We start from the raw sequence: 22,481 nt of genomic DNA, 5'->3' as shown, positions 1-22,481 counted from the left end.
TCAGGAGAAATATGAAAAAAGAGGATGACTCTTTACAGAATATCTGTAAAGAGTCATCCTCTTATATGGTTTTGGTCATGGTTACATGTGGTATACCAGCGTCCATGAAAATATCTGAAACGGTTTGATAACCTAATTTCGAATAAAAACCTTCTGCATGCGTTTGTGCATTCAACTTTAGTGAGGTTACGTTTTGTTCTTTTGCATAATCTTCAATCGCGCTCATGATAAGTCGTCCAGCACCTTTTGCCGTTCGATGGGAAGGAAGGACACAAATGCGCTCCACTTTACCTACGTTATCAAGAATTCGGAACCTCCCAGCTCCAACTGCTTCGTCATGATCATACAGAACAAAATGCGCAGCATCATTTTCATATTCATCAATTTCTTCTTCTAAAGGAACTAATTGTTCTTCTACAAAAACTATTTTACGAACAGTGTATGCATCCTGCAGTTCCTGTTCTTTTTCTACTAGTTGTACGTGCAAGGCTTAGCAGTCCTTTCCAAAACGAAATGTTTCATATACAGTCCACATACCATCTTCTAATTGATAAAGTAAATGGAAGCGATCAATCATTTCTTCGTGCTCGATATTCGTCATTTTTAATGAGCCTAATACATCAGAATGCTCATCATCGGAAAGTCTCTGGCCGATTGTTATATGTGGAACAAAGGAAAATTCACTATTATCTTTGAAATATCCAGTTCCCGAATGTAGCTTTTCATGTAAGGAAAGCAATTCTGCATTTGGATCTACCTTTAAATAAATCACGTTGTTTACTGGGGCAAAGGAACTTACCTTATAGATATTTAAAGGGATAGGAGCTGTTTCTTTCGCTATGTAACAAAGCTCATCTGTAACAGTTGTCATGTCTTTTTCATCAATTTCAAAGGCATTCTTTAAAGTGACATGTGGCGGTATTAGCGCATAATGACCGTCATAGCGCTTGCGATAAGAATTTGCAAAGTCCTGTAATTTTTTAGATGGAAAAATAGCTATACCATATTTCATCCAATATCCCTCCTACTTAAGTTTCATTGTATTTAAGAAAAGCGAAATATTCTTTTCCTTATTTTATCGTAGTTTTTCTGAAATAGATAGAAAAGAATTCTGAACATTTCAACTCAATTAAGCAAACATTTTTGTTAGTGCTTGCCTTAAATCAGGCTGCCAATAAGTCCAAGTATGATTACCTTCGAACTCCTCATAAAATACAGAATAATCTTTTTCCTTCATTAAAGAATGTAAAGCCCGATTAGGTTCAATAAAGTCTTTTTTCTTTCCATCTGTCGTTGGCACAGCAGTTTCTTGAGTCCCTATAACATGATAGAGAGAAAGGAAGGATGGTTGTGCGAAATCCTTTACTTTATTTAATACAGACTCATCTACATAAGGTGATTGCATAATGACTTTCCCAAAGGTATGTGGGTAAGAAAGTGCAGTCATTAAAGAAACGGTTGCTCCTAAAGAATCCCCAATTAATGCACGTCCCATTCCCATTTGATAGGTTGGATATTCTCGGTCAATAAAAGGGGTAAGCTCATGTGCTAAAAAGCGAATATAGGCACTTTGCTGCGTTCCTTCTGGATGATATTTTTTCCTACGGTCTTGAACATCTTTATAAGGTATCCCGATAATAATCGTATTTTGGATTTCGTTATTGGCTAATAATTCATCGGTTAGCGAGCCAATTCTTCCTAAGGTAAAGTAGTCTTTGCCATCTTGAGCAATGAGTACATTGTATTTATAGAGTGGCGAATAATTCGCAGGTGTATAAACCATTAACGTCATTTCTTCTTCTAATTCATTACTATATAATTTTACTTCCTCAATACGTCCACTTGTTTTTTTCATTTAGTATAAACCTCCTATGATGTCTTATTCCACTCTGGTAAGCGCTTTAACCATTATCATACCATATTCTTGTCCAAAAGGAGGAATGGATAGCCTGATGATTATTATTCGAAAAAGTAATAATATTTCTATTTTTTTCTGTAAATATGTTGACGAAAAAAACATAGGTTATATAATGTATCTTAATCCAATTATTCCGATTATTTTTATATGAATTAAAAATGAAGTAGGTGTTCGAATGTTTTTACAGCTTTCTAATATATCAAAGCAGTATGTGCAAAACAATGTGGAGACGACTGTTTTATCTTCCATAAATGTTGTTATCGAGGAAGGAGAATTTGTTTCAATTTTAGGACCGTCTGGTTGTGGTAAATCGACTCTCCTTTCTATGGTTGCTGGACTTTTGAAACCTACAAGTGGAGAAATCCTATTAAAGGGCTCAAGTATAAAGAAACCAGGAAAAGACAGAGGAATGGTATTCCAGCAGGCAGCGCTTTTCCCGTGGATGACAGTGGAAGAAAATGTTCTCTTTGCAATTCGAGATATGAAAAATAAAGAGGAACGCTACAATAGAGCACAACATTATTTAAAAATGGTCCAACTTGGAAGTAGCCTCACACAATATCCTCACGAATTATCAGGCGGAATGCAGCAAAGAGTATCGATAGCCCGTGCCTTAGCAATGGACCCAGCTGTGTTATTAATGGATGAACCGTTCGGTGCCTTAGATGAACAAACGCGTTTGCGGCTGCAGCAAGAGTTAGAAACAATTTGGCTTCAAACGAAAAAAACTGTCTTATTTGTCACACATAGTATCCATGAATCGCTTAAGCTATCTGACAGAATTCTAGTGATGGGTACCCGACCTGGAACCATCCTAGCCGATATGAAGATAGATACGCCAAGACCTCGCACAAGAACAAACATCCAAATTACCAAGCTAGAAGCAGAAATTAGCGCAATCCTTGAAAAAGAAATAGATAAAGTCGTGAAAGAGGAGTTGAGGCAATGAAAGCAGGAGTAAAGCGTCTACTATTCTTTGCCACCTTATTTATCGTTTGGGAAGTAACCATTCGCATCATCGGTTGGTCTCCAGCTGTGATGCCAAAACCAACTGATATTGCAGAAGCATTATATTTTGGCTTCTCAGATAAAACGCTTCTCTATGATTTATTTGCCAGCTTTAAACGATTGGGGGTCGGTTTAGGCCTTGCCTTAATAATAGGTACATTACTCGGCATTTGGCTGGCCAAATCGAAGTCAGCAGATGAGACACTTGGCACATTGGTTCTTGCCTTACAAAGTGTACCGAGTATTGTATGGTTACCACTTGCGATAATCTGGTTTGGTTTTAATGAAACAGCGATTATATTTATCGTCACACTCGGTGGAACCTTAGTCATGACAATAAATATGAGGATGGGGATTAAGAGTGTCCCACCACTTTATATAAAAGCTGCTTCCACAATGGGGGCTTCTGGTATTGAATTGTTTTGGAAAATCATATTACCTGCCTCTGTTCCATATGCAGTGACAGGAGCAAGACTCGCTTGGGCATTTGCTTGGAGAGCCTTAATGGCAGCGGAGCTACTTAGTATGGGACCTGGTTTAGGATATACCTTAAAGTACGCTGCAGACTTTGGACAAATGAGCTTAGTTTTTGGTGTCATTATCATTATTTGTGTAATTGGTTCTGTCGTAGACTTAGTCATCTTCCAGCGCTTTGAGAAAAATGTTATTCGCCGCTGGGGCTTAGAATCTTAATTAGATAATAGGGAGGAAGAACGATGAAAAAAGGTTGGCTAATTATGAGTGCTATTATGCTGTTAGTAATAGGGGTACTAAGTGGATGTGGTTCTTCAAGTGGCAGTTCTGCTGATGGAAAACAAAAAGTAGTAATCGGGTATTTTCCTAATATCGATCACGTTCCAGCGATGGTAGCACGTGAGAAAGCATTATATGAGAAGGCTTTAGGGGAAGATTACACATTGGAATATAAAACATTCCCAGATGGTGGTGCATTCATGACAGCATTAAAAACAGGGGATATAGATGCAGGTTTAGTGGGTCCTGCTCCAGTTATGAATAACTATACGAGTGGTGCAGATGTAAAAATCGTTGCAGGTGCCTCTTCTGGTGGAACCGTGATTATTGCTAGTAAGGAGAGTGGAATAACATCCGTGGAAGAACTAGATGGTGCCACCTTTATTACCCCTGGAGTAGGATGTACCCATGATGTTCAGATGGAAACTTTCTTGAAAGACTTCGGTTTATCCTCCGCACGTATTGGTGGATCAATGAAGCATGTTACTGGAAATCCAGCACAATATGGCGGGATGTTTGAATCGAAGCAAGTGGATGCAGCAGCAGTGCCAGAACCGTGGGCCTCTTTATTATCAATTGAGCATGGAGCAAAAATCTTAGTTGATAGCAATGAAATTTCCTTTGGTACGACGTTGCCTAATACGATTTTCGTCACAACTGGTAAGTTAATAGATGAAAAGAAAGCATTAGTAGAAAAACTAGTTCAAGCGCATCGCGAATCCGTTGATTTTATTTCGGAGAACCCAGAGGAATCAAAAGAAATAGCAATTAAATCTATCAAAGATTCGACCAATCAAGAACTTTCAAAAGAAGTAGTGGATAGTGCCTGGGAAAGAATTCGTTTCACACATGAAGTAGATGCAGAGGTTATCCAAGAGTTTGCCAATTCATCTTTTGATTTGAAATTCTTAAAGGAAAAGCCAGATTTTAAAGATCTTATTGATACGGAGTTTATTAACTAGCACTAAAGATGGGTGTCGGGCTATAATAGTCTCGACACTTTTTCTATAGTTTGAGTGGGAGGTCTTATAATTGAAACCATTTTTTAGAGCATGTGGGTTGATATCATTTTTCATTTTATTAACGGCATGCGGAGCTGACAAGGAAGTAAATCTAGATGAGGAATTTTCTATGAAACTAGAAGTAAGCGAGCTTGAGGGAATAAACCAAGATGAAGAAGCATTTATTACTTCGGATAAAAAAGGTGAGTTTTGGCTAGCTAATTTTATTTTCACAAACTGTGACACAGTTTGTCCGCCGATGACAGCCAATATGGCAAAAGTCCAACGTGAGTTAGTGGAGGAAGGGTTAGATATATCGATTGTTTCCTTTAGTATAGATCCTGCTGAAGATACATCAGATATCTTAAAAGAGTATGGCGACCGGTTTGAAGCAGATTATGCAAATTGGGATTTTGTAACAGGATATGATCAAGAGACGATTGAAAAATTCGCCAATGTGTCTTTTATGGTTCCAGCTGCAAAGGAAGAAGGGTCTGATCAATATATGCACAGCACTGGTATTTTCTTAGTAGACAAGGAAGGGTATGTGCGTGAACAATACAGTGGACTGGATGTTCCATTGGAAGAGATCATGGAAGATGTAAAAAAGGTTACGAACTAGTGTCGCACTAATTAAAGGGAAACAAACAGTATATGTCGAACACTCATATAATTATGGGTGTTTTTTTATTTGATTCTTCGCAAGTGGCCTACTAGGAAGCGTGTTATCGCTGCCGTCTAGAATGGGAATCAACAGGATGTTTAACGTTGGCACCTTATTTTAAGAGTAGAATATTTTGTAAGTGAAAACTGAAATAAATAATCAAAATGGGAGCAATAATCAATGAGAATAGATAAAATGACTAGCTTATCTACAGAAGAATACCAACATGTAGTTCATTTAATGAAGCTTTGTGAAGAGCATGATCAACTGGCTATTAGTACAAGTATCAATCTATCAATGCTGAAAAAAGCGGAAGATGGCCAACTAAATCTATTGCTGGCGTATGAAAAGATGGTTCTAGTAGGATTTCTAGGTATTTATTCCTTTGTCGATAAGAAAAAGGTAGAAATCGCTGGTATGGTACATCCCGCTTACCGGAGCCAAGGTAGATTTGGATTGTTACTAGAAAAGGCTTGGCAAATTTGTCATGAGCGAGAGGTTAATGAAATATTACTTGTCTGCCCCGCGAACTCAGTTGCGGCGAAAGGCTTAATGAAAAAACTAGCGGTAAGCTATTCTTTTTCAGAATATACGATGGAATTCTTTGAAATGAATAGTAAAGCAATCGCGAAGGATATAATACTGGAGTTCAAACCAGCGGAAGCAGCGGATATTCAAGTGATTGTGCAGCTATTTAGGGATGGGTTTGATTTCGACCAATCAGATGATAGCATACTGCCTTTACTAAAGCGTAATTTATCCAAAGATGGCTTTGAACTTTATATTATTAAAGATCAAGATCAGGGAATTGCAACTTTAACTATCTCAGACGAAGAAAGTGCAATGTATATCAGTGCCTTTACGGTCACACCGAATAAAAGAGGAAAAGGTATAGGTAGGGAAATCCTTAAAATGGCAATAGAACGTATCGAGGAAAAACATCCTAGTAGAAAGATAAGACTAGACGTGGATGTGAAAAATAGTAATGCATTAAAATTATATGAAGCTGTTGGTTTTCAAAAGTTAAGTGGCTATGACTATTATTTATATGAGGGTAAAAAGTAAGGGATTACATTTTTGTTCATAGAAGAGGTGGTAGCTTTTACTACCTCTTTATTTTTGTGTGAGTTGAATTACATTAGCTTTTCCTGGTTGTTTTGTTGGAGTTGTTGCTTTGGTAGATGGTGGTCGACAAGCTGATCCAGCTGCTGAATTTTCTCGAGTGCGGTGATTTGATCGATTTGTTTATAGTGGTGGTTGCCACCTTGTTCTTCATCCATTTCATCAGCAAGTTTTACAACCTTTTGCAATGGACTTCGTTTTATATCAACCTCTGGTAAATAGGAATCGGTATGCAAGAGGATGGCAACAGAAATCAACTTTGCGTTTTGTGGATTTTCACCCAATCGAACTAAAAGCTTGTGCGCACGTTCTGCCCCTTTAATAGCATGAATATCATTTTTTCTGTATTGTTCATAATCCCATTTTCCTTGGCGGTACCATTCGTAATGCCCGATATCATGGAGTAATGCAGCCTTTGTCGCTAAATCAACACTCACATTGTATTTAAAGGCCAAATGAAAGGCATTATAAGCTACTTCAATGGCATGTGCGATACCAGAGCGTTGTAAATGTTTCTTTGTAATTGGATGTTGAAATAATTCAGTTAATGTGACATCTCGCATGTAATTCTCCTCCCTTTTTGGATAAGTAATAAAAATATATTACTTTATAGAATATCATAATTGGAGGGATATTGACAATAGGACAATAGTGGAAATTAGATGGCGGAATCATTTTTTCTCTTTTTAGTATAAGGAGAAAAGGAAAGTATATTTTCTAATAGGAATGTCCTCTTTGTTCCGCGCAAGTGACAATAAGCTACAATACTTTTATCTAGCGTGTGTAGTATTGTAATTTTCCTTTGGGTAATGGTACCGGTTTTTGCGATATAAATAATCTCTATGGTTTTTTTTGCATCACAATACCAATTCAATAATTGCATCATTTTTTACACCTCCTACAAATAGCATATGCGAACATATGTTTTTTTATACGAGACCTCTGTTTAACAGAGGCTATATAAGAAAATACGAACTTATATTCCAGTTATTGTTTTCTAGTTGAGGAATATACTAAAGTATAGGATAATTATTTTTGAAGTGATTTAGGTTGGAGGGGAATGAATGAAAGTCTCGACTACTTTGAAATGGGTAACTGGTGGCCTAGAAGCTTTCTTGGCGATTCCGATTATTGGAGGTATCACCGTTTTATCACTTGCATATGCGCCGCTTGGAATTCTTCTAGTGCTGCACATAATAACGTTAGTGTTTAGTGTACAAGATGGAGAGAAAAAGCACGGAAGTATTTGGGGTATTGTCACATCTTGCTTAGCTTGGATTCCAATATTAGGGTGGGCCTTACATACTGTTACAGCAATCCTCTTAATGATTGATGCTTATGGAGCAGGGAAGAAAGAGAGCGAGTATAGTTGAGGAAAGAGGATGGGACAAAACTAAAAAAACGCTTACAAAAGACGAACAATTTAAGTACCGGCTCTAAAAACCGCTATTGATTTCCGTGCAAGACTTCGCTTTCCGCGGGTGACCCGTGAGCCTCCTCGGCTTCGCCTGCGGGGTCTCACATTGGCCACTTCTCCCGCAGGAGTCTTCGTCTTGCACTCCAATCAACCGCTGAAGTAGCCTGAAAATTAAACGTATAGTTGAACATATAAAAAACCTGAACTAATTTGATCTTAAAACTCAAATTAGTTCGGGTTTTTCTTAGACTAAAACACTTTTGTCGCAGCCTCTTTTTAATAAAATAAAACCTAATAATTATTTGGAAATTCCTTTGACAAAAGCAAAGTCTATTTATTATTGAAAATGCAGCTTAATAGTTTTAATGTCTAATAGGTCAGCGAGAAAATACGCCCTTGACAGGGGTGGGGTGAAATTTCCTATAATTAACTTATCATAAATACTGATAAAACAATCTTCTTACATAATTTTCAAATAGAGCTAGGTAACTCTCCGATAAGCCAGAATGTAGGGTTCCGATTTTAAAAAGACGTTTCTTTATTAGAACTAAAAATTCGATAACGGAAGCGTTTTTTTATGTCCGTACGAAAGAGAAAATAAGTTAAATTCTTAAGAATTGAATCAAGAAATAATTCTTCAATAACAAATCTATTTGAGCAATTCAAGGAGATGAAAATTGCAGAAGGAATTAAAATGCTGAGAACACTGTTGAGAAGTCAGAAATAATCACAAAATCCTCTTGGAATTCTTAGATAAAAAGAAGATTTAGCCTGATTATAACTAAAGAAGTCGTCAGAGCTTACATCGTATGGATGCTAGAAGAAGTAAGATGAAAAACATGTATTACATAGCTATGAAATAAATGAATTAAATTATTTATATATTGATTGAAAGGAACGCGATGAGTTTCCTAAACTATTTGCAATTTTCATATCATATAAAAATTTGTAAGCTTAACCTGCTTCTAGTACCAAAGATCCAGTGGTAGCGGTAGGTTTTTTGGTTGAATTAAGGTGCAAAATATTGTTCGTTTTATTAAAATAATTATTTAACCTTCTGGGAAGTTTTTTTATTTGAACCAAAATACGTTCTTCTTCGTCTCATTGGAGTAAGTATTTTTGATTATAGGTATAAGTTACTTACAAAATCTAAAAAACCCTTAAATAGTAAAATATCACTATTAAAGACTATGATTTTATACCCTTGTTAGTATATTAACATAATGATATATTTTCATATATTAACAATTTTTACATAAAAAGGAGTCTTGACGGGTGTTAAAAAATTTAATAGTTTTCAGCTTAGTTTTTATATTACTGGTAGGTACTTTTTCAGGTGTAGCAACTGCTTCTGAGATTACGGAGGAAGAAAAATTAATTGAAGAAGTGGCGGAACAATTGGAATTCCTCTTTGAAACAGCTGTAATAAAGGATGCATACGGTAATAAAATTGGAGTAGATTTTGAGATGTTTGAAGAAAAGTATGGTTCAAGTCCAGAATTAGATATATTGAAAGGAGATAAGGATAATTTCTTATCCTTTATACAATATTTTGATAGTGAACCAGAAGAGTATATTGAGACTCCGATGTTTGGTAGTCAACTTATGGTTCGTAGCTCAGCACAAAAAAAGAAGCCTTGGGTTCGTGGGCAAAATCCTGCATTAGATAAGTGTATTCAAGACAAAATCGTTAAAGAATACAAACAATATTTCTCTATTACTGCTTTAACTACTGTTATGCAATTAATGTCGGAAGGGAAGTACACCGATGCAGCTAAACGACTTTTACGGATAGGTGTAAAAGGTAATGTACTGGGAGTTGTAGCAACACTTATGTATTTTTGGGGAGCTTGTGCTTGGGAGACGAGTCCAAAATAAAATTAATTCGGAGGGGAATCTTGATGAAAAAATATATTACCCTTTTTATCTTAATATTTAGTGCATTGAGTTTACTAATTTATGTTTTTAATGTAGCTTTCTTTTTTAGAAGCATTTATGGGATTATCGCTTTTTCATTTATATTTGTGGCATTAAATTGGTTATTTGATGGTATTTTTGGAAGTAAAAGCGAAAAGAAAAAATTGTAATTATTCATAAGAGAAAAGTGAGTTTTATTATCGCAACAAGTGAAACAACCCTACGTACTTTTTACTTTTGTTTAATGATAGCAATTAAAGAGTGATCCTAAACTTATCCAAGGTTTAGAATCACTTTCTTATTCCAATGGTATAGAGAGAAATTATTACACAAAGTGGGGAAAAAGTGATAAAGTAAATTGTAGATTTTAGCAGTTTACTTTTTTTACAGTTTCTTGGACAAAACTATTGCAAAGTAGTACTCCTATGGAATATAATTTAAGATATTCCATTGAGAAACATCGATTGTGTTATCTGTGAAAAGTATTGTTAGAAGCCTATTCATTATTGCTTATACAGCTTAATACTTTTAAGATCTGATAGTTCAGCGGGAGAATACGTCCTTGACAGGGACGGGGTCGGGGGTTCGAATCCCTCTCAGATCATCTGTTGAAAAGCTTTCATCCTAATTGAGATGAAAGCTTTTTTGTATATTTCAGAGAACCAATGACTTATTACCTTTGTATCTCATCCTTTTGATAGTTGATGAATTCTAGTGTTTCGTAGTGTTGTGCTCTCTCATCCCATCGTGATAAAACCCCTCGAGCTTTTGCTGGTACATAAGAAATGGAAAAATCTTCGCCAACAAACTGCTTAATTGCCTCCCAAGAGTCAAACGACATCACTGTAATGAACTCTACTTCATCTTCATGAGGACGCATCAGTAACTGTATGCTCTGATATCCCTCTATGTTCTTTTTTTCTATGCTTGGGAATATTTCTTGTTTCAGCAACTTTTCATACGTAGTGGCATTTTCAAGAGTCGTCCAACCGTGCCAGATTCTTGTTATCATAAAAACCGCCTCCGATTTCTAAAGTTTCATCATCTTTTCATCGAGTTGCTCCAGCACATATGGCCACGCTTGTTCGTGTTGATGCTTTGACTCCTCATCTGGAAAACCTGCATGTGTAAGACGTAAGTTAGTCCCACTACTAGTTGGTTCTAGCTCAACCGAAACTACTGTTTCAGCACCTTTTGTTCCTCTATCCCCAGTAACCCATGTTAGTTCAATTAGGCGGTCCTGCTCTAGTTTTAAAAAGCGACCGTAATGGGGATGGCGCTTCCCTTCAAAATCAGTTTCGAAAAAGAAAGCAGTATTGATTTTATTCTCCATTAAAACCGAACCTGGTGCAGCAAACCATTTGTCCAAATACTTCGTCTAAGCGTTGTAAAGTAGTTCGGCAGGGCAATCCATCGCACGTTCTACCATTAGATTAAATTGTCGTAAAGAAAGATCAGGTACGGTAATGGGTTTCATAGGCTGTTCCTCCAAATGGATTTAATTTTGATAGGGCATCTTTATTTTACAAAAAATAGCGTGAAAGAGGAAATTGTATGAATGTTATGAACTCTATTTATTTTTAAAAATATCAAGTGGTTATTAGTACAATCTCGTATTTGATAGAGTACATATACTATATGGAAATAAGGATGGAGGTGTAATATGGCTGAACAAAAGATGTCGGTAGCTAGTGAAGTGAATGGTGCTACATCGATCGAGTATCCGGTTGTAGAAGGGGCTAGGATCGTGATTGTAATTAATAATCAGTATACGAATGCTCCTAATACTACCCAAATTGCAAGTGGTGCTGGAAGAAGTAGTGCTGCTGGAAGTAATGCTGCGATTGACTCTTCTAATACACAACAGCAACAAAGTGTTGGAGGAGATGGTAAAGCTGAAAATGAGGGCATGAAAGGTAAACAGATTCAACCTGCAACCAAGCATAAATGTGACGATGCAGATATTGTGTTGGTGTTAAATAACCAAATCAATGAATCGGGAGCAGAAGCTCAAAGCTCGTCAACTCAAGTGGCAAGTGGAGCGGGTACGTACAGTGCGGCTGGTACAAATGCAGCCCTAGAGAGTGCGAATACGAAACAGCAACATGCAGTCGCAGGTGGGAAAAAAGCTGTTGGGAAAAACAAAGGAATGAATAGTGAGCAAATTGAATTTAAAAAGTCTAGAAAAAGACCACTCACAGAAAATCTAGCTATAAGTAAACCTAAACTTTATTTAGAATAACAGGATAGCGAAATATCCATGAAGAAGAAACTTACTGTAAGGTAAGTTTTTCTTTGAGAGAAGGATATCAGAATAGTATAACGAAATAAGAATATAGACTATAACTATTTTCAAAAGGGGATAAGAGAGAATGACAGTAAAAGAAGCATTTAAAGAGTTACAGGTGAAAATGAATAATAAGCCAGAGGGGATTCAGAAACTTCGTGCAATCTACCAATTTAATTTAGAAGAAAGTGGTATTTTTCAGTTTGTTTTTCAAGAAGGAAAAGTAGAGATGCTAGAAGGTGACAATGGAAATCCAGATTGTATATTACAGTTGTCTGATGAAAATATGTTGAAGATGCTTGAGGGGAATTTTAATACGACAATGGCTTATATGACCGGAAAACTTAAGATTAAAGGGGATCTAGGATTGGCACTAAAACTTCAAGCTGCTTTAGAGCAATATCGTTAGAAAAACGTTCATTAAATACTATTTTCGCTACTAAAATAGACAAGCGTCTAATATGCTTGTCTATTTTTTTATGAGTTTGCAGGAACTAGTTGTAATAATACAAGCAAAATCTATTATTTTTCATATACTTTACTAGAGTAGTTAAGGAGGTGATAGATTTGGGTGTTGTATATGTAGAATGTCGTAAAAAATGCTGCAAAGAGAAATACAAATGTCGTTGTGGCCGAAGAACGGACCTTTCTCCGTTGAATAGGAATCGCTCAAAAAATTGTGGCTGTAGTAGAGTGTCGCCAACAAGATCTTATTGTTGGAAATAGTGGCTTATAAACACATAGAAAAGAAAATTTAAGGAAATAATAATTCTAAATTGTGAGTTAAGATCCCTATCTTAACTCTTCTTTTAGTGGTTGCTAGTGGAAGAAGAAAGCTAAAATCGAAAGGCAGGATATATTGTGGAATCACATTACCATCATACAAGGCTTACTTCAGCAGAAATCGGACATTTATGGAGCAGTTATATGTTTGAAACATCTGTTCATCATATGTTTCTGTATTTCTTTTCGCATGTGGAGGATCCAGAAATCAAAAAATATATCGAGCAATGTCTGCACGTGTCGAAACGACATATTCACGCTTACATAGGAATTTTTGAAAAAGAGGAATTTCCGAAACCAAGAGGAACCACTTCTGAGGATATAAACACGGATGCTCCGCGTCTATTTTCGGATATATTTTATTTATATTATATAGAAGGGATGGCGAAGTTTGCATTAAATGGCTATGCTTTAGCATTAACTGAAGTAACTCGTCAGGATATTAGAAATGTTTTTCGAGCGCATCTAAATGTACTTCAGGAAATTAATGAGATCGGGATAAAGCTTTTATTGGCAAAGGGGTTGTATTCCAGACCGCCTTCCATTTCCACCCCACATGGAATTAATTTTATCCAAAACGATCATTTCTTTGCTGGTTTCACCAATGAGAAACGACCGTTGACTGTATTTGAAATGAATCAATTATTTCAAAATATTAGAGCAAATGCATTGGGGAAAGCACTAATTAAAGGATTCATGCAAGTGACGGAGAATAAAAAAATTTGTACATATTTTGAAAAAGGCAAGCTCATTTCAAATAAGTATGTAGACATGTTTTCTAGTTTATTGTTGAAAGAGGATTGTAATGTCCCCTCCACCTATGCTAGTGAAGTAATGGACACGACTATTTCTCCTTTTTCAGATCGCTTTATGCTCAATCATATCACCCATCTTATTACCTATGGAATCGCAAACTATGGTTTAGCTTTATCGATGTGTATGAGAAAAGATTTGACGTTGATGTATATTAAGGTAACGTCAGAGGTGATGGGATATGCAGGTGATGGCGTCAAGCTCCTCGTCAAATACGGTTGGATGGAGCAGCCGCCAACGAAAGTAGATCATAAGCTTTGTGACGACTAAAATAGAGACCGCAAGTCGGTCTCTATTTTTCAAAATATAAGTGATAATGTAATTTACAACCAGGGTTAAAGTCTGATTTGCAAGAGGGACAGGTAGAATTGCTATGTAAATATTCATTAATGCTTAGTTCCGTATGGCAAACTCCGCAAAGTATTGCTTTTTGATCAAATTGATCTCTAGGCCACACTTGTCTAGGGTGGTTGGTGTGTTCATCATGGCATTGATAGCACGGGAAATATGTTTGACAGCAGTAGAATTTTATCGCAATGATGTCTGTTGGTGTATGATAGTGAGCGCATCTCGTTTCCTTATCCACGATTTGACCAAGCACTTGGATTTCTTTTGAATTTCGCATTTGAAAGATCGCTCCTCGAATCTGTTTCTCTTTTATCTAAGCATATTCAATAAGAACTTTCTAGTAATGTGCAAACAACCTTTACATATAATAAAAACGAGTCGTCCTTAAGGATCGACTCGCTTTTATTTTCGTTAATCGAGCGCTAATGATACTGATGCAATAGCGCTATTAGTAACTTGCTTCATCACAAGCATTATAATTGACATAAAAGTTTTATATTCGTTTGCCGCGGTTATATAATTCCATGGTAGTTTTTTCTTACTTAAACAACGTAAGCCCTACCTCTCATACGTCTTTACGGCTCCTAGGCCGTGCCAGTACGTTTAAGTTTTGCTTAAAAAACTATATGGAACGCCAGTGCATCCTTGCAATCTTTCTGTAAAGCAACAGAATGTCATAACGTTCTTCCTTTCTATATCAAGTTACTAATTGTCATGGGTTGGTACCCAAACATTCATTATACACGGTACGAAATAAAAGTCAAATGTTTATTAAAATTATTTTTCCATGTAGCTACCATGCAAAGAAAAATTGCATCATAATGATGATAAAGTGGAGAGACAAATATCCCCGTCTCCCCTGTAGATTGAAGTGGAAAGCGAACGCCAGCAACGGAGATCTACAGGGAGTTTAACAGGCGACCTACTTATTTTCATGGTAGCCATATACAACAGAATAATTTTCTTTTACTCTAGTAAGAGGAAAGTAAATATTCGTAGCAAAGGGAGTGTTAGTTTGAATTATCAACCAAATGTACAAGAAACCTTTTCCTTAATTAAAGAACTTGTTTCGATTCCAAGTCCTTCAGGAAATACAACGAAAGTAATAGCATTCGTAGAAAATTTCTTAAAAGAATACGGACTTGAGCTGAAAAGAAATCGTAAAGGTGGATTAATCGCTTCAATTAAAGGAACCAACGATAAAGAACATCGAATGCTAACTGCACATGTAGACACGTTAGGTGCAATGGTAAAAGAAATAAAATCTAACGGGAGATTAAAGCTGACGATGATAGGTGGATTTCGCTGGAATTCAGTTGAAGGAGAATATTGTGAAATTGAAACTGCATCTGGTAAAGTCTACTCAGGTACCATCCTTATGCACCAAACTTCGGTACATGTATATAAGAATGCTGGAGAAGCACCGCGCAATGACGATAATATTGAAGTGCGTATTGATGAAAAAGTTTCAAATGCAGATCAAGTCAGAGAGCTTGGCATCGAGGTTGGAGATTTTGTATCCTTTGATCCGCGAGTCCAACTAACAGAAAGTGGTTACATAAAATCTAGACATCTAGATGATAAGGCAAGCGTAGCTATCCTACTAAACATAATTAAACATATTCAATCAGAAAAGATTACACTTCCCTATACAACACATTTTTTAATTTCTAATAATGAAGAGATAGGGTATGGGGGTAATTCCAATATAACACCTGAAACGGTTGAATATTTAGCCGTGGATATGGGCGCATTAGGAGATGGGCAATCCTCGGATGAGTACACGGTATCCATTTGTGTAAAAGATTCCAGTGGTCCTTATCACTATGGCTTACGTAAGCATTTAGTCGACCTGGCTAAACAAAATAATATTGAGTATAAAGTCGATATTTATCCTTTTTATGGCTCAGATGCTTCTGCTGCCATTCGGTCAGGGAATGATATCATTCATGGATTAATTGGTCCTGGAATAGAATCATCGCATGCATTTGAACGGACGCATGAAAGTTCGATCGAAAACACGGAGCGATTAATTTATCACTATTTATTATCTGAGATGGTGAAATATTAATTTGAACAAAGAACAGCGCCTTTAACTATATGGCTGCTGTTCTTTTCTGTTTTCGGGTTAGGCAAGTTAGTAAATTTCAACCGAGAAAATTCAAATAATGTATGTGAGGAGAAGGATGTTTTTTATTTTAATGGAAAAAATAAGTGATAGGAGTGGATTTATTAGGAGGATCTATATGGATTTATATGAAGGGGAAATATATTGGCATCAAACAATAAAGAACCCGCCTACTTATTCTTCATTAACAGAAGACATTGAATGTGATGTATTAATTATTGGTGCAGGAAGTTCTGGAGCACAAATCGCTTATTTATTGAAGGATACCGAGCTTAATGTAGTGGTTGTTGATAAAAGGAAAGTAGGTCAGGGTAGTACAAGCGCTAATACAGCCTTGATTCAGTACATGGGAGATAAGTCAATCACAGAGCTAGTTGATGCGTTTGGAGAAGAAACAGCGTTTCGCCACCTTAAACAATGTGAGCAAGCGATAAAAGATATGGAAGCAATTTCACAAACCTTACCGATTAATCCAGAATTCACAAACAGTAATGGCCTTTATTATGTAAGCAGGGAAGAGGATGTTCATAAGCTACGGAGTGATTTTGATTATTTGAAGAAACATGGTTTTCAAGTAGAATGGCTATCTGAAAAGGAAATAGGGGGACGCTTCCCCTTTGAAAAAAGTGCTGGAATCTACGCCTATAATGAAGGTGAAATGAACCCTTTAAAATATGTATATGGACTCTTAGAGGCAGCTAAGCAATGTGGAGTAAGGGTATATGAACAAACAGAAGTAAAAGGAAAGCGCCTTGATAAAGAAGGAGTAACTATTTACACAACCTCTGATTATGCAATCCGAGCAAAAAGTCTTATCGTAGCTGGAGGATACGAAAGCATTGAGTTTAAGAAGAATGAAAATGCTAAAATAGCGAGCTCATTTGCGGTCGTAACTACCCCTGTAAAGGATTTGTCAGCTTGGTATGAGAAATCGATGATTTTGACAGCTTGGCCATATATTTATATGAGGACTACTCCTGATAACCGGGTGATAATTGGGGGACTTGATGAACCTATCACAGATGTGACGCAACGTGAACGAATTATGTTGGAAAAGCGAAAACAGCTAATTCAAGAGTTTCATACATTATTTCCGAACATTATGGTAGAAGCGGAATTTTATCTAGGTGCCGCTTTCGGAGGCACGCATGATGGACTTCCAATGATCGGAATAGAGAAAGGTTTTCCTAATTGTTACTATATCTACGGTTATGGGGAAAATGGGACGGTTTATAATATGGTTCTAGGAAAAGTAGTAGTAGACCTAATTACTACAGGCAACAGTGAAAATCTAGATCTATATCTTCAACATGATCGATAAAAAGTAATGCCTATTTTTATAAAATATTACTAAATATTTGAAACTTTCACACTCTGTCAAACGTCTATATACTAGCGAAGTCAGATGTGAGGGGATTGTGAAAAAAATGAACTATGTGGATTTGAGACCAAAGCGAAGGTCGGCGTTTCGAATTTGGCTAGGTACGCAATATTATACAGCGAAGCGTTGGATGGAATGGCAAACAGATAAAAAGAACTATGCAGAAGAGCTTACAGATGAATTGCTTCCATTTAAATCGTTTGCACATACAACCCCGATGTTAAGGAAATTAAAGGATGTAGACATGTGGTATCAACATAATAAGGCAATCAATCTTCGTATTGCTGTCCAAAAATTAAACGGTGTCGTTATTAAACCAGGGGAGACTTTTTCTTATTGGAAGTTAATCGGGAAGCCGACGAAGGAAAAAGGTTATGTAGAAGGGATGGTCCTTTTCTATGGAACGTTCAAACCTGGTTTAGGCGGAGGTTTATGTCAATTATCAAATTTAATTTATTGGATGACTCTACATACCCCACTGACTGTAACAGAGCGTTATCGTCATAGTTTTGATGTGTTTCCAGATGCAAGAAGAACTCAGCCATTTGGTAGCGGAGCAACTTGTTCCTACAATTATTTAGATTTACAAATTCGAAATGATACAAATCAACCTTTTCAGCTTTTAGTAAAAGTGAAGGATGATGATTTAGTCGGGGAATGGAGAATGGCTAAACCACCATTATCTACATACAAAGTCTATGAAAAAGAACATATGATTACACCGGCTTATTGGGGCGGTTATCTTCGTCATAATGTGATTCACCGTAAAGTATTAAATAAAGAAGGAATCGAGATAGATGATCAATATGTAACAGAAAACCATGCTATTATGATGTATGAACCGTTACTTGAGACGTCAGAAATAAGCGGTTAATCTCTACATAAGGGTGAAGAAGCCATGATAAAATTACCGAAAGAAGCAAAGGATCAAATGATTGGTAAAATTCAAGGTTATTTTGAAGACGAAAGAGATGAACGTATTGGAGATCTTGGAGCGGAAATGCTAGTGGATTTCTTTGTAAAGGAAATCGGAGTCTACTATTATAATCAAGGTGTGGACGACGCAAAACAATTGATGGAGGAAAGATGGGTAGCGATAGAGGAAGATATGGAAAGTTTACAAAGACCTACAACTACAACTAATAAAAATAGGTAGGGTCAAGGTAATAATTAATTTCTGCCGTTCCGCTTATCAGTTTTACTGATAAATGGAACGGCTTTTTGAATTTGCCTAGTTTTTTCTAAGTTTCACTTTTGTGAATAAGTGGAATGAAAAGTTATAGGTGGTGATGAATATGAAAACGAATGTGTTGGTGATTGGCGGCGGTGTTGGTGGCTTAACAGTAGCACTCAAACTTGCTAAATGTGGAATTGGAGTTACCGTGGTCGAACAAATGAAGGGGAATCCCCATTTATATAAAGGAGAACTAGTTCAGCCGAAAACATTACAAATATTCAAGAATATTGGTATCCTATCACCTGTATTAGCAGAAGGCCAAGTTATCAATAATATTGAACTGATAGATAGAAAGAATTCAGAAATGGATCTAGAAGAATTACCAAAGCAATCCATGAGTTATAACGTTTTACCTGAACCTTTTCATCATGCATTAATGATTCCGCATGAAACGTTAAAAGATTTACTGTTAAAGGAAGCGATGAAATATCCTTCCTTTCAATACATCCAGCCTGCAAGATTTATCGGGTTCAGTAATGGGCAAGCAAAGGTGAAAATAAATAAGGAAGAGGTATTCATACAGGCTGATTATTACGTCGGTGCAGAAGGAAGAAGATCAAAGATCCGGGACGTAATGAATTTGCGCAAAAAAGAAAAGACATACGATCATCACTTCCTCACTGTTACATTCCCTAGACCCTCTAGTTTAATGGAAGGGAAATTAATATCAACTGACAAAACATTTCTTGGGCTCTTTCCATTACCTAATAATATGGTGAGGTCTGTTTACCTTATACCAAAAGGAACATATAAAAGTATGATTGCAGAAGGACTAACTTCTCTTTTTCAAAAATACGTAGACTTATATCCTTCCTTAGACGGGTATGTACAACAGATCGAATCTTGGAAGCAAATTCAACTCATGATACCTGTTCAATTTCATGTGGATCACTATGTGAAGAACAATATCGCATTACTTGGAGATAGCGCACATAGTGTCCATCCTATGGCTGGTGAAGGGATGAACTTAGCGATTCAAGATGGCGATGTTCTTGGAGAACTTTTTTGTTGGATGTATGAGCATAATGCCCTCTCCAATGATTATCTTTCCTTATATGAAAAGGTAAGGAAGCCGCGGGTGCAACACATTTTGAAGCTAAGTCATCTAGCTGCCTTAGCATATTCACGTCCATTACGCTCGCTTGTTTCATGGAGAAATAAGGTAATGGATCAACTTACAAGCGATCCGGTCCTTCACAGTAAACATATGTTAAATATATCTGGACTGGGTATTTGGAAGGAAACAATAATAGATCGCGCGATTCAAACAGGAATGGTGTCAAAAAGAAAGGAAGATTTCCACTTAGACAAGCGTCATCTCTTTACAGAGATAGATGATTACCCTTGGCGGTACATAGAGGAGGGAGCGAACAGATGATTAAGGAATATATTAGACTTATTAAAGCGCGAGGGTATATGAAAAGAAATATCCCTTTTCTTTATAGCTGGCACGCTTATGTAGGGTACGAATTGGATTTATATGAAGCGTTTAAAAAGCCAAAAACAATAAACGAAGTGGCAACGGAAAACGCACTTAAGGAAGATCTTTTAGTGAGGTGGGTAGAAGTAGGTGGAGTTATTGGCTATATAAAACAACGTTCCAAACAAAGGCATCAAACAGTAAATCGTTTCATGGTCCCTTCAAGTAAAAACAATCCAAGATCAACGGGTGTTTTGCTCAAAGAAATGATGGAGCTTCATATTCCTACTCTAATTAACTATCCCAAATTGATGAAAAGCACAGAAAAAGAAAATTTCAATCAAAAAGAACATGGAATGGTCATAGCACAAACCTCTTCATTATTAGAACAATTGGCGATACCGAGAGTAATGAAGGTAGTGAAACAAGCAAAACCGAAGACTTTAGTAGATGTTGGATGTGGGAATGGAGGTTATTTATTAAAGCTGTCACAAAAATTCCCGAAAGCGAACATGATTGGAATCGAACTAAATGAAGAGGTAGCAGAAGAAGCCCAAAATAAATGTGAGCAACAAAAGCAAATCAATATCATTTGCGAAAATGTACTAGAATGGAAACCAGATTCGAAAGTGGACTTTGTGATGCTTAATAATATGCTTCATTATCTATCGCCGAAGGAAAGGGAGAAGTTGTTTCGAAATATTGGCAAGTGGTTAAACAAGAAAGGCACTCTCTCCATTGTCACTCCCCTTCACAATTCCAAACATGGTGGTCCATTTTCAAGTGTTTTTAATAGTTTTTTTACAGCATTTGAAAATCTTTACGCCTTGCCTTCAGAAACCGATTTAGAGGAGTTAGCTAAAGCGGCAGGGTTAAAAATAAAGAAAATGAAGCCTGTTATAAAAGAAGGCGGCTGGTATCAATTTACACTATCTAAATAAAAAAGTAGGCATACAAGGTTCTATTAGAGAGGCAAACTCTTTAAGAGAACCTATTTTAATGGGGGAATAATCCTTTGTTAGAATAGTATTCCTTTATATTCAAATATAAGGAATACTCGTAATAATCCTTTAATATAGCTGTTATCTACGTAACCCAAATGTTATTCTACTGTTCTTTTAATCTATCAATAACATGATATGATTGTAAGCATTGAGTCAGATAGATAATTTAATTTTGGAGGTACTCACTATGAAAAAAACCATGTTTTCGTTGGTCACAGCAGCGGCCATAGCAGGCACGTTTAGTTTAGGAGCAAATGCCTCTGCCGCAGAAGTAACGGTAAAAAAGGGTGATACTCTTTGGGACATTGCTAAAGCGAACAATATTACGGTAGCGGAATTGAAGGATTGGAATAATCTTTCTAGTGATTTAATCCTTCCTAAAGATCAATTAAAAGTAGCAGTTTCAGAACGTTACCAAATTGTGAAGGGTGATACACTATGGGGAATCGCTCAAAATTACGAAGGTGTAACATACCAAAAATTAGCACAATGGAATTCTATTGAAAATCCTGATTTAATATATGCAGGCGATGATCTAGTAATCTATGTAAAAGGAAATCCCATTCCTGCTCAAACAGAAGCACCTGCAGAGGAAGTGCATGTTGAGGAACCGGTAACAGAGGCGCCAGCTGAGGAAGCGCCAGCCGAGGAGCCAGTAACAGAGGCACCAGTTGAAGAAACACCAGCCGAGGATCCGGTAACAGAGGCACCGGTTGAGGAAGCACCAGCCGAGGAACCAGTAACAGAGGCACCGGTTGAGGAAGTACCAGCCGAGGAACCAGTAACAGAAGCACCAGCTGAAGAAACAGCAGCAGATGAGGAAGTAGTACAGGAGCTAACAATGACTGCAACTGCATACACTGCAACATGTGAAGGCTGTTCAGGAATTACAGCAACTGGGATTAACTTACTTGAAAATCCAGATTTAAAAGTAATTTCTGTTGATCCAGATGTTATCCCGTTAGGGTCTAAAGTATGGGTCGAGGGTTATGGTGAAGCAATTGCTGGTGATACAGGTGGAGCTATTAAAGGAAATAAGATTGACATCTTTATTCCAGAAAAGCAAGATGCTATCAATTATGGTGTGCAAGAAGTTAAAGTTAAGGTTTATAAGTAATCGATTTGAGTTTACTTAAGGCTTGGAATTTATGCCCATACATGAACGGCTAAAAAAGACGACTTACTTTCCTGTTATTATTAGGGAGGTAGGCGTCTTTTTCTTGTTTGGGTATGGGTTAGTAAGTCGTCTTTGAGTTGAAAATGAAAAAGGACGACAAACT

26 protein-coding genes and 1 tRNA gene are annotated in these 22,481 nt (G+C 36.8%); 19 read left to right on the top strand and 8 right to left on the bottom strand.

The window, feature by feature from the left end; genetic code table 11:
* Nucleotides 1-61: 61 nt before the first annotated feature.
* The 3 genes from BK580_RS16295 to BK580_RS16285 form a co-directional block, all read right to left on the bottom strand.
* Entirely contained in the window at nt 62-487 is a 426-nt protein-coding gene (locus tag BK580_RS16295; RefSeq protein WP_078381362.1) for a GNAT family N-acetyltransferase, read from the bottom strand.
* A 3-nt stretch (nt 488-490) separates the two neighbouring features.
* Nucleotides 491-1,012 (bottom strand): YjcG family protein, encoded by a 522-nt coding sequence (locus BK580_RS16290; protein WP_078381361.1) that lies wholly within the window; start codon nt 1,010-1,012, stop codon nt 491-493.
* Nucleotides 1,013-1,129: 117 nt separating this feature from the next.
* Entirely contained in the window at nt 1,130-1,855 is a 726-nt protein-coding gene (locus BK580_RS16285; RefSeq protein WP_078381360.1) for an alpha/beta hydrolase, read from the bottom strand.
* A gap of 238 nt (nt 1,856-2,093) precedes the next feature.
* Between BK580_RS16285 and BK580_RS16280 the strand changes: the two genes are divergently transcribed.
* The 5 genes from BK580_RS16280 to BK580_RS16260 all read left to right on the top strand — a co-directional run bounded on the left by BK580_RS16280 (nt 2,094) and on the right by BK580_RS16260 (nt 6,409).
* Nucleotides 2,094-2,867, top strand: a complete 774-nt coding sequence (locus BK580_RS16280; RefSeq protein WP_078381359.1) for an ABC transporter ATP-binding protein — start codon at nt 2,094-2,096, stop codon at nt 2,865-2,867.
* Entirely contained in the window at nt 2,864-3,619 is a 756-nt protein-coding gene (locus BK580_RS16275; RefSeq protein WP_078381358.1) for an ABC transporter permease, read from the top strand. Before BK580_RS16280 ends, BK580_RS16275 begins: the two co-directional genes overlap by 4 nt.
* 23 nt (nt 3,620-3,642) lie before the next feature.
* The gene (locus BK580_RS16270; RefSeq protein WP_078381357.1) at nt 3,643-4,641 is read left to right on the top strand and encodes an aliphatic sulfonate ABC transporter substrate-binding protein; all 999 of its coding nucleotides are present in this window, start codon (nt 3,643-3,645) and stop codon (nt 4,639-4,641) included.
* 70 nt (nt 4,642-4,711) lie between these two features.
* Nucleotides 4,712-5,302 carry an SCO family protein gene (locus BK580_RS16265; RefSeq protein ID WP_078381356.1) on the top strand — a complete coding sequence of 197 codons (591 nt, stop codon included), beginning with the start codon at nt 4,712-4,714 and terminating at the stop codon, nt 5,300-5,302.
* A gap of 222 nt (nt 5,303-5,524) precedes the next feature.
* Nucleotides 5,525-6,409: a GNAT family N-acetyltransferase gene (locus tag BK580_RS16260; RefSeq protein ID WP_078381355.1), complete on the top strand. Its 885-nt coding sequence runs from the start codon at nt 5,525-5,527 to the stop codon at nt 6,407-6,409.
* 68 nt (nt 6,410-6,477) lie between these two features.
* On the opposite strand, the gene BK580_RS16255 is transcribed toward BK580_RS16260, so the two are convergent.
* Complete coding sequence (locus BK580_RS16255; RefSeq protein WP_078381354.1) at nt 6,478-7,029, bottom strand: HD domain-containing protein; 552 nt, start codon at nt 7,027-7,029, stop codon at nt 6,478-6,480.
* Nucleotides 7,030-7,124: 95 nt separating this feature from the next.
* Nucleotides 7,125-7,352: a hypothetical protein gene (locus tag BK580_RS16250; protein WP_078381353.1), complete on the bottom strand. Its 228-nt coding sequence runs from the start codon at nt 7,350-7,352 to the stop codon at nt 7,125-7,127.
* Nucleotides 7,353-7,530: 178 nt separating this feature from the next.
* Here BK580_RS16250 and BK580_RS16245 point away from each other — a divergent pair, with 178 nt between their 5' ends.
* The 4 genes from BK580_RS16245 to BK580_RS16230 all read left to right on the top strand — a co-directional run bounded on the left by BK580_RS16245 (nt 7,531) and on the right by BK580_RS16230 (nt 10,404).
* Nucleotides 7,531-7,839, top strand: coding sequence for a hypothetical protein (locus tag BK580_RS16245; protein ID WP_078381352.1), 309 nt, complete (start codon nt 7,531-7,533; stop codon nt 7,837-7,839).
* Nucleotides 7,840-9,158: 1,319 nt separating this feature from the next.
* Complete coding sequence (locus tag BK580_RS16240; protein ID WP_078381351.1) at nt 9,159-9,761, top strand: hypothetical protein; 603 nt, start codon at nt 9,159-9,161, stop codon at nt 9,759-9,761.
* Nucleotides 9,762-9,784: 23 nt separating this feature from the next.
* Nucleotides 9,785-9,970: a hypothetical protein gene (locus BK580_RS16235; RefSeq protein ID WP_078381350.1), complete on the top strand. Its 186-nt coding sequence runs from the start codon at nt 9,785-9,787 to the stop codon at nt 9,968-9,970.
* Nucleotides 9,971-10,332: 362 nt separating this feature from the next.
* Nucleotides 10,333-10,404: transfer RNA gene (locus BK580_RS16230), tRNA-Val, on the top strand.
* Nucleotides 10,405-10,473: 69 nt separating this feature from the next.
* On the opposite strand, the gene BK580_RS16225 is transcribed toward BK580_RS16230, so the two are convergent.
* Nucleotides 10,474-10,812, bottom strand: a complete 339-nt coding sequence (locus BK580_RS16225; RefSeq protein WP_078381349.1) for an antibiotic biosynthesis monooxygenase — start codon at nt 10,810-10,812, stop codon at nt 10,474-10,476.
* Nucleotides 10,813-10,830: 18 nt separating this feature from the next.
* On the bottom strand, nt 10,831-11,169 hold the full coding sequence (locus BK580_RS16220; protein ID WP_235864060.1) for an SRPBCC family protein: 339 nt from the start codon (nt 11,167-11,169) through the stop codon (nt 10,831-10,833).
* A 294-nt stretch (nt 11,170-11,463) separates the two neighbouring features.
* On the opposite strand from BK580_RS16220, the gene BK580_RS16215 reads away from it, so the two are divergent.
* The 3 genes from BK580_RS16215 (at nt 11,464) to BK580_RS16205 (ending at nt 13,953) form a co-directional block, all read left to right on the top strand.
* On the top strand, nt 11,464-12,042 hold the full coding sequence (locus BK580_RS16215) for a hypothetical protein (protein WP_078381348.1): 579 nt from the start codon (nt 11,464-11,466) through the stop codon (nt 12,040-12,042).
* Nucleotides 12,043-12,172: 130 nt separating this feature from the next.
* The gene (locus BK580_RS16210; RefSeq protein WP_078381347.1) at nt 12,173-12,496 is read left to right on the top strand and encodes an SCP2 sterol-binding domain-containing protein; all 324 of its coding nucleotides are present in this window, start codon (nt 12,173-12,175) and stop codon (nt 12,494-12,496) included.
* 452 nt (nt 12,497-12,948) lie between these two features.
* On the top strand, nt 12,949-13,953 hold the full coding sequence (locus BK580_RS16205) for a DUF3231 family protein (RefSeq protein ID WP_078381346.1): 1,005 nt from the start codon (nt 12,949-12,951) through the stop codon (nt 13,951-13,953).
* A 22-nt stretch (nt 13,954-13,975) separates the two neighbouring features.
* Here BK580_RS16205 and BK580_RS16200 read toward each other — a convergent pair whose 3' ends face one another.
* A complete protein-coding gene (locus BK580_RS16200; RefSeq protein ID WP_078381345.1) occupies nt 13,976-14,308 on the bottom strand; it encodes a CHY zinc finger protein in 333 nt (110 codons plus the stop codon).
* Nucleotides 14,309-15,046: 738 nt separating this feature from the next.
* Between BK580_RS16200 and BK580_RS16195 the strand changes: the two genes are divergently transcribed.
* From BK580_RS16195 to BK580_RS16165, 7 genes are all read left to right on the top strand, one after another.
* Nucleotides 15,047-16,102, top strand: coding sequence for a M42 family metallopeptidase (locus tag BK580_RS16195; RefSeq protein ID WP_235864059.1), 1,056 nt, complete (start codon nt 15,047-15,049; stop codon nt 16,100-16,102).
* Between the two features lie 175 nt (nt 16,103-16,277).
* Nucleotides 16,278-17,480: an NAD(P)/FAD-dependent oxidoreductase gene (locus tag BK580_RS16190; RefSeq protein WP_078381343.1), complete on the top strand. Its 1,203-nt coding sequence runs from the start codon at nt 16,278-16,280 to the stop codon at nt 17,478-17,480.
* 106 nt (nt 17,481-17,586) lie between these two features.
* Complete coding sequence (locus BK580_RS16185) at nt 17,587-18,414, top strand: VanW family protein (protein ID WP_078381342.1); 828 nt, start codon at nt 17,587-17,589, stop codon at nt 18,412-18,414.
* Between the two features lie 24 nt (nt 18,415-18,438).
* Entirely contained in the window at nt 18,439-18,696 is a 258-nt protein-coding gene (locus tag BK580_RS16180) for a DUF2164 domain-containing protein (RefSeq protein ID WP_078381341.1), read from the top strand.
* A 139-nt stretch (nt 18,697-18,835) separates the two neighbouring features.
* Nucleotides 18,836-20,155 carry an FAD-dependent oxidoreductase gene (locus tag BK580_RS16175; RefSeq protein ID WP_078381340.1) on the top strand — a complete coding sequence of 440 codons (1,320 nt, stop codon included), beginning with the start codon at nt 18,836-18,838 and terminating at the stop codon, nt 20,153-20,155.
* The gene (locus BK580_RS16170; RefSeq protein WP_078381339.1) at nt 20,152-21,138 is read left to right on the top strand and encodes a class I SAM-dependent methyltransferase; all 987 of its coding nucleotides are present in this window, start codon (nt 20,152-20,154) and stop codon (nt 21,136-21,138) included. The genes BK580_RS16175 and BK580_RS16170 overlap by 4 nt, the downstream gene beginning before the upstream one ends.
* A gap of 250 nt (nt 21,139-21,388) precedes the next feature.
* Nucleotides 21,389-22,318 carry a LysM peptidoglycan-binding and 3D domain-containing protein gene (locus BK580_RS16165; RefSeq protein ID WP_078381338.1) on the top strand — a complete coding sequence of 310 codons (930 nt, stop codon included), beginning with the start codon at nt 21,389-21,391 and terminating at the stop codon, nt 22,316-22,318.
* Nucleotides 22,319-22,481 lie beyond the last annotated feature (163 nt).

Source organism: Sutcliffiella halmapala (assembly GCF_002019665.1).
Classification (GTDB): Bacteria; Bacillota; Bacilli; order Bacillales; family Bacillaceae_I; genus Sutcliffiella_A; species Sutcliffiella_A halmapala.
This window is presented reverse-complemented; position numbering and strand designations above follow the sequence as displayed.

Bases quoted from the DNA above. Each gene is read 5' to 3' on its own strand.
- BK580_RS16200 (WP_078381345.1), bottom strand. From the start codon at position 14,308: ATGCGAAATTCAAAAGAAATCCAAGTGCTTGGTCAAATCGTGGATAAG.
- BK580_RS16290 (WP_078381361.1), bottom strand. From the start codon at position 1,012: ATGAAATATGGTATAGCTATTTTTCCATCTAAAAAATTACAGGACTTT.
- BK580_RS16175 (WP_078381340.1), top strand. From the start codon at position 18,836: ATGAAAACGAATGTGTTGGTGATTGGCGGCGGTGTTGGTGGCTTAACA.
- BK580_RS16255 (WP_078381354.1), bottom strand. From the start codon at position 7,029: ATGCGAGATGTCACATTAACTGAATTATTTCAACATCCAATTACAAAG.
- BK580_RS16165 (WP_078381338.1), top strand. From the start codon at position 21,389: ATGAAAAAAACCATGTTTTCGTTGGTCACAGCAGCGGCCATAGCAGGC.
- BK580_RS16260 (WP_078381355.1), top strand. From the start codon at position 5,525: ATGAGAATAGATAAAATGACTAGCTTATCTACAGAAGAATACCAACAT.
- BK580_RS16215 (WP_078381348.1), top strand. From the start codon at position 11,464: ATGGCTGAACAAAAGATGTCGGTAGCTAGTGAAGTGAATGGTGCTACA.
- BK580_RS16170 (WP_078381339.1), top strand. From the start codon at position 20,152: ATGATTAAGGAATATATTAGACTTATTAAAGCGCGAGGGTATATGAAA.
- BK580_RS16225 (WP_078381349.1), bottom strand. From the start codon at position 10,812: ATGATAACAAGAATCTGGCACGGTTGGACGACTCTTGAAAATGCCACT.
- BK580_RS16210 (WP_078381347.1), top strand. From the start codon at position 12,173: ATGACAGTAAAAGAAGCATTTAAAGAGTTACAGGTGAAAATGAATAAT.
- BK580_RS16180 (WP_078381341.1), top strand. From the start codon at position 18,439: ATGATAAAATTACCGAAAGAAGCAAAGGATCAAATGATTGGTAAAATT.
- BK580_RS16280 (WP_078381359.1), top strand. From the start codon at position 2,094: ATGTTTTTACAGCTTTCTAATATATCAAAGCAGTATGTGCAAAACAAT.
- BK580_RS16245 (WP_078381352.1), top strand. From the start codon at position 7,531: ATGAAAGTCTCGACTACTTTGAAATGGGTAACTGGTGGCCTAGAAGCT.
- BK580_RS16275 (WP_078381358.1), top strand. From the start codon at position 2,864: ATGAAAGCAGGAGTAAAGCGTCTACTATTCTTTGCCACCTTATTTATC.
- BK580_RS16285 (WP_078381360.1), bottom strand. From the start codon at position 1,855: ATGAAAAAAACAAGTGGACGTATTGAGGAAGTAAAATTATATAGTAAT.
- BK580_RS16185 (WP_078381342.1), top strand. From the start codon at position 17,587: ATGAACTATGTGGATTTGAGACCAAAGCGAAGGTCGGCGTTTCGAATT.
- BK580_RS16270 (WP_078381357.1), top strand. From the start codon at position 3,643: ATGAAAAAAGGTTGGCTAATTATGAGTGCTATTATGCTGTTAGTAATA.
- BK580_RS16250 (WP_078381353.1), bottom strand. From the start codon at position 7,352: ATGATGCAATTATTGAATTGGTATTGTGATGCAAAAAAAACCATAGAG.
- BK580_RS16190 (WP_078381343.1), top strand. From the start codon at position 16,278: ATGGATTTATATGAAGGGGAAATATATTGGCATCAAACAATAAAGAAC.
- BK580_RS16235 (WP_078381350.1), top strand. From the start codon at position 9,785: ATGAAAAAATATATTACCCTTTTTATCTTAATATTTAGTGCATTGAGT.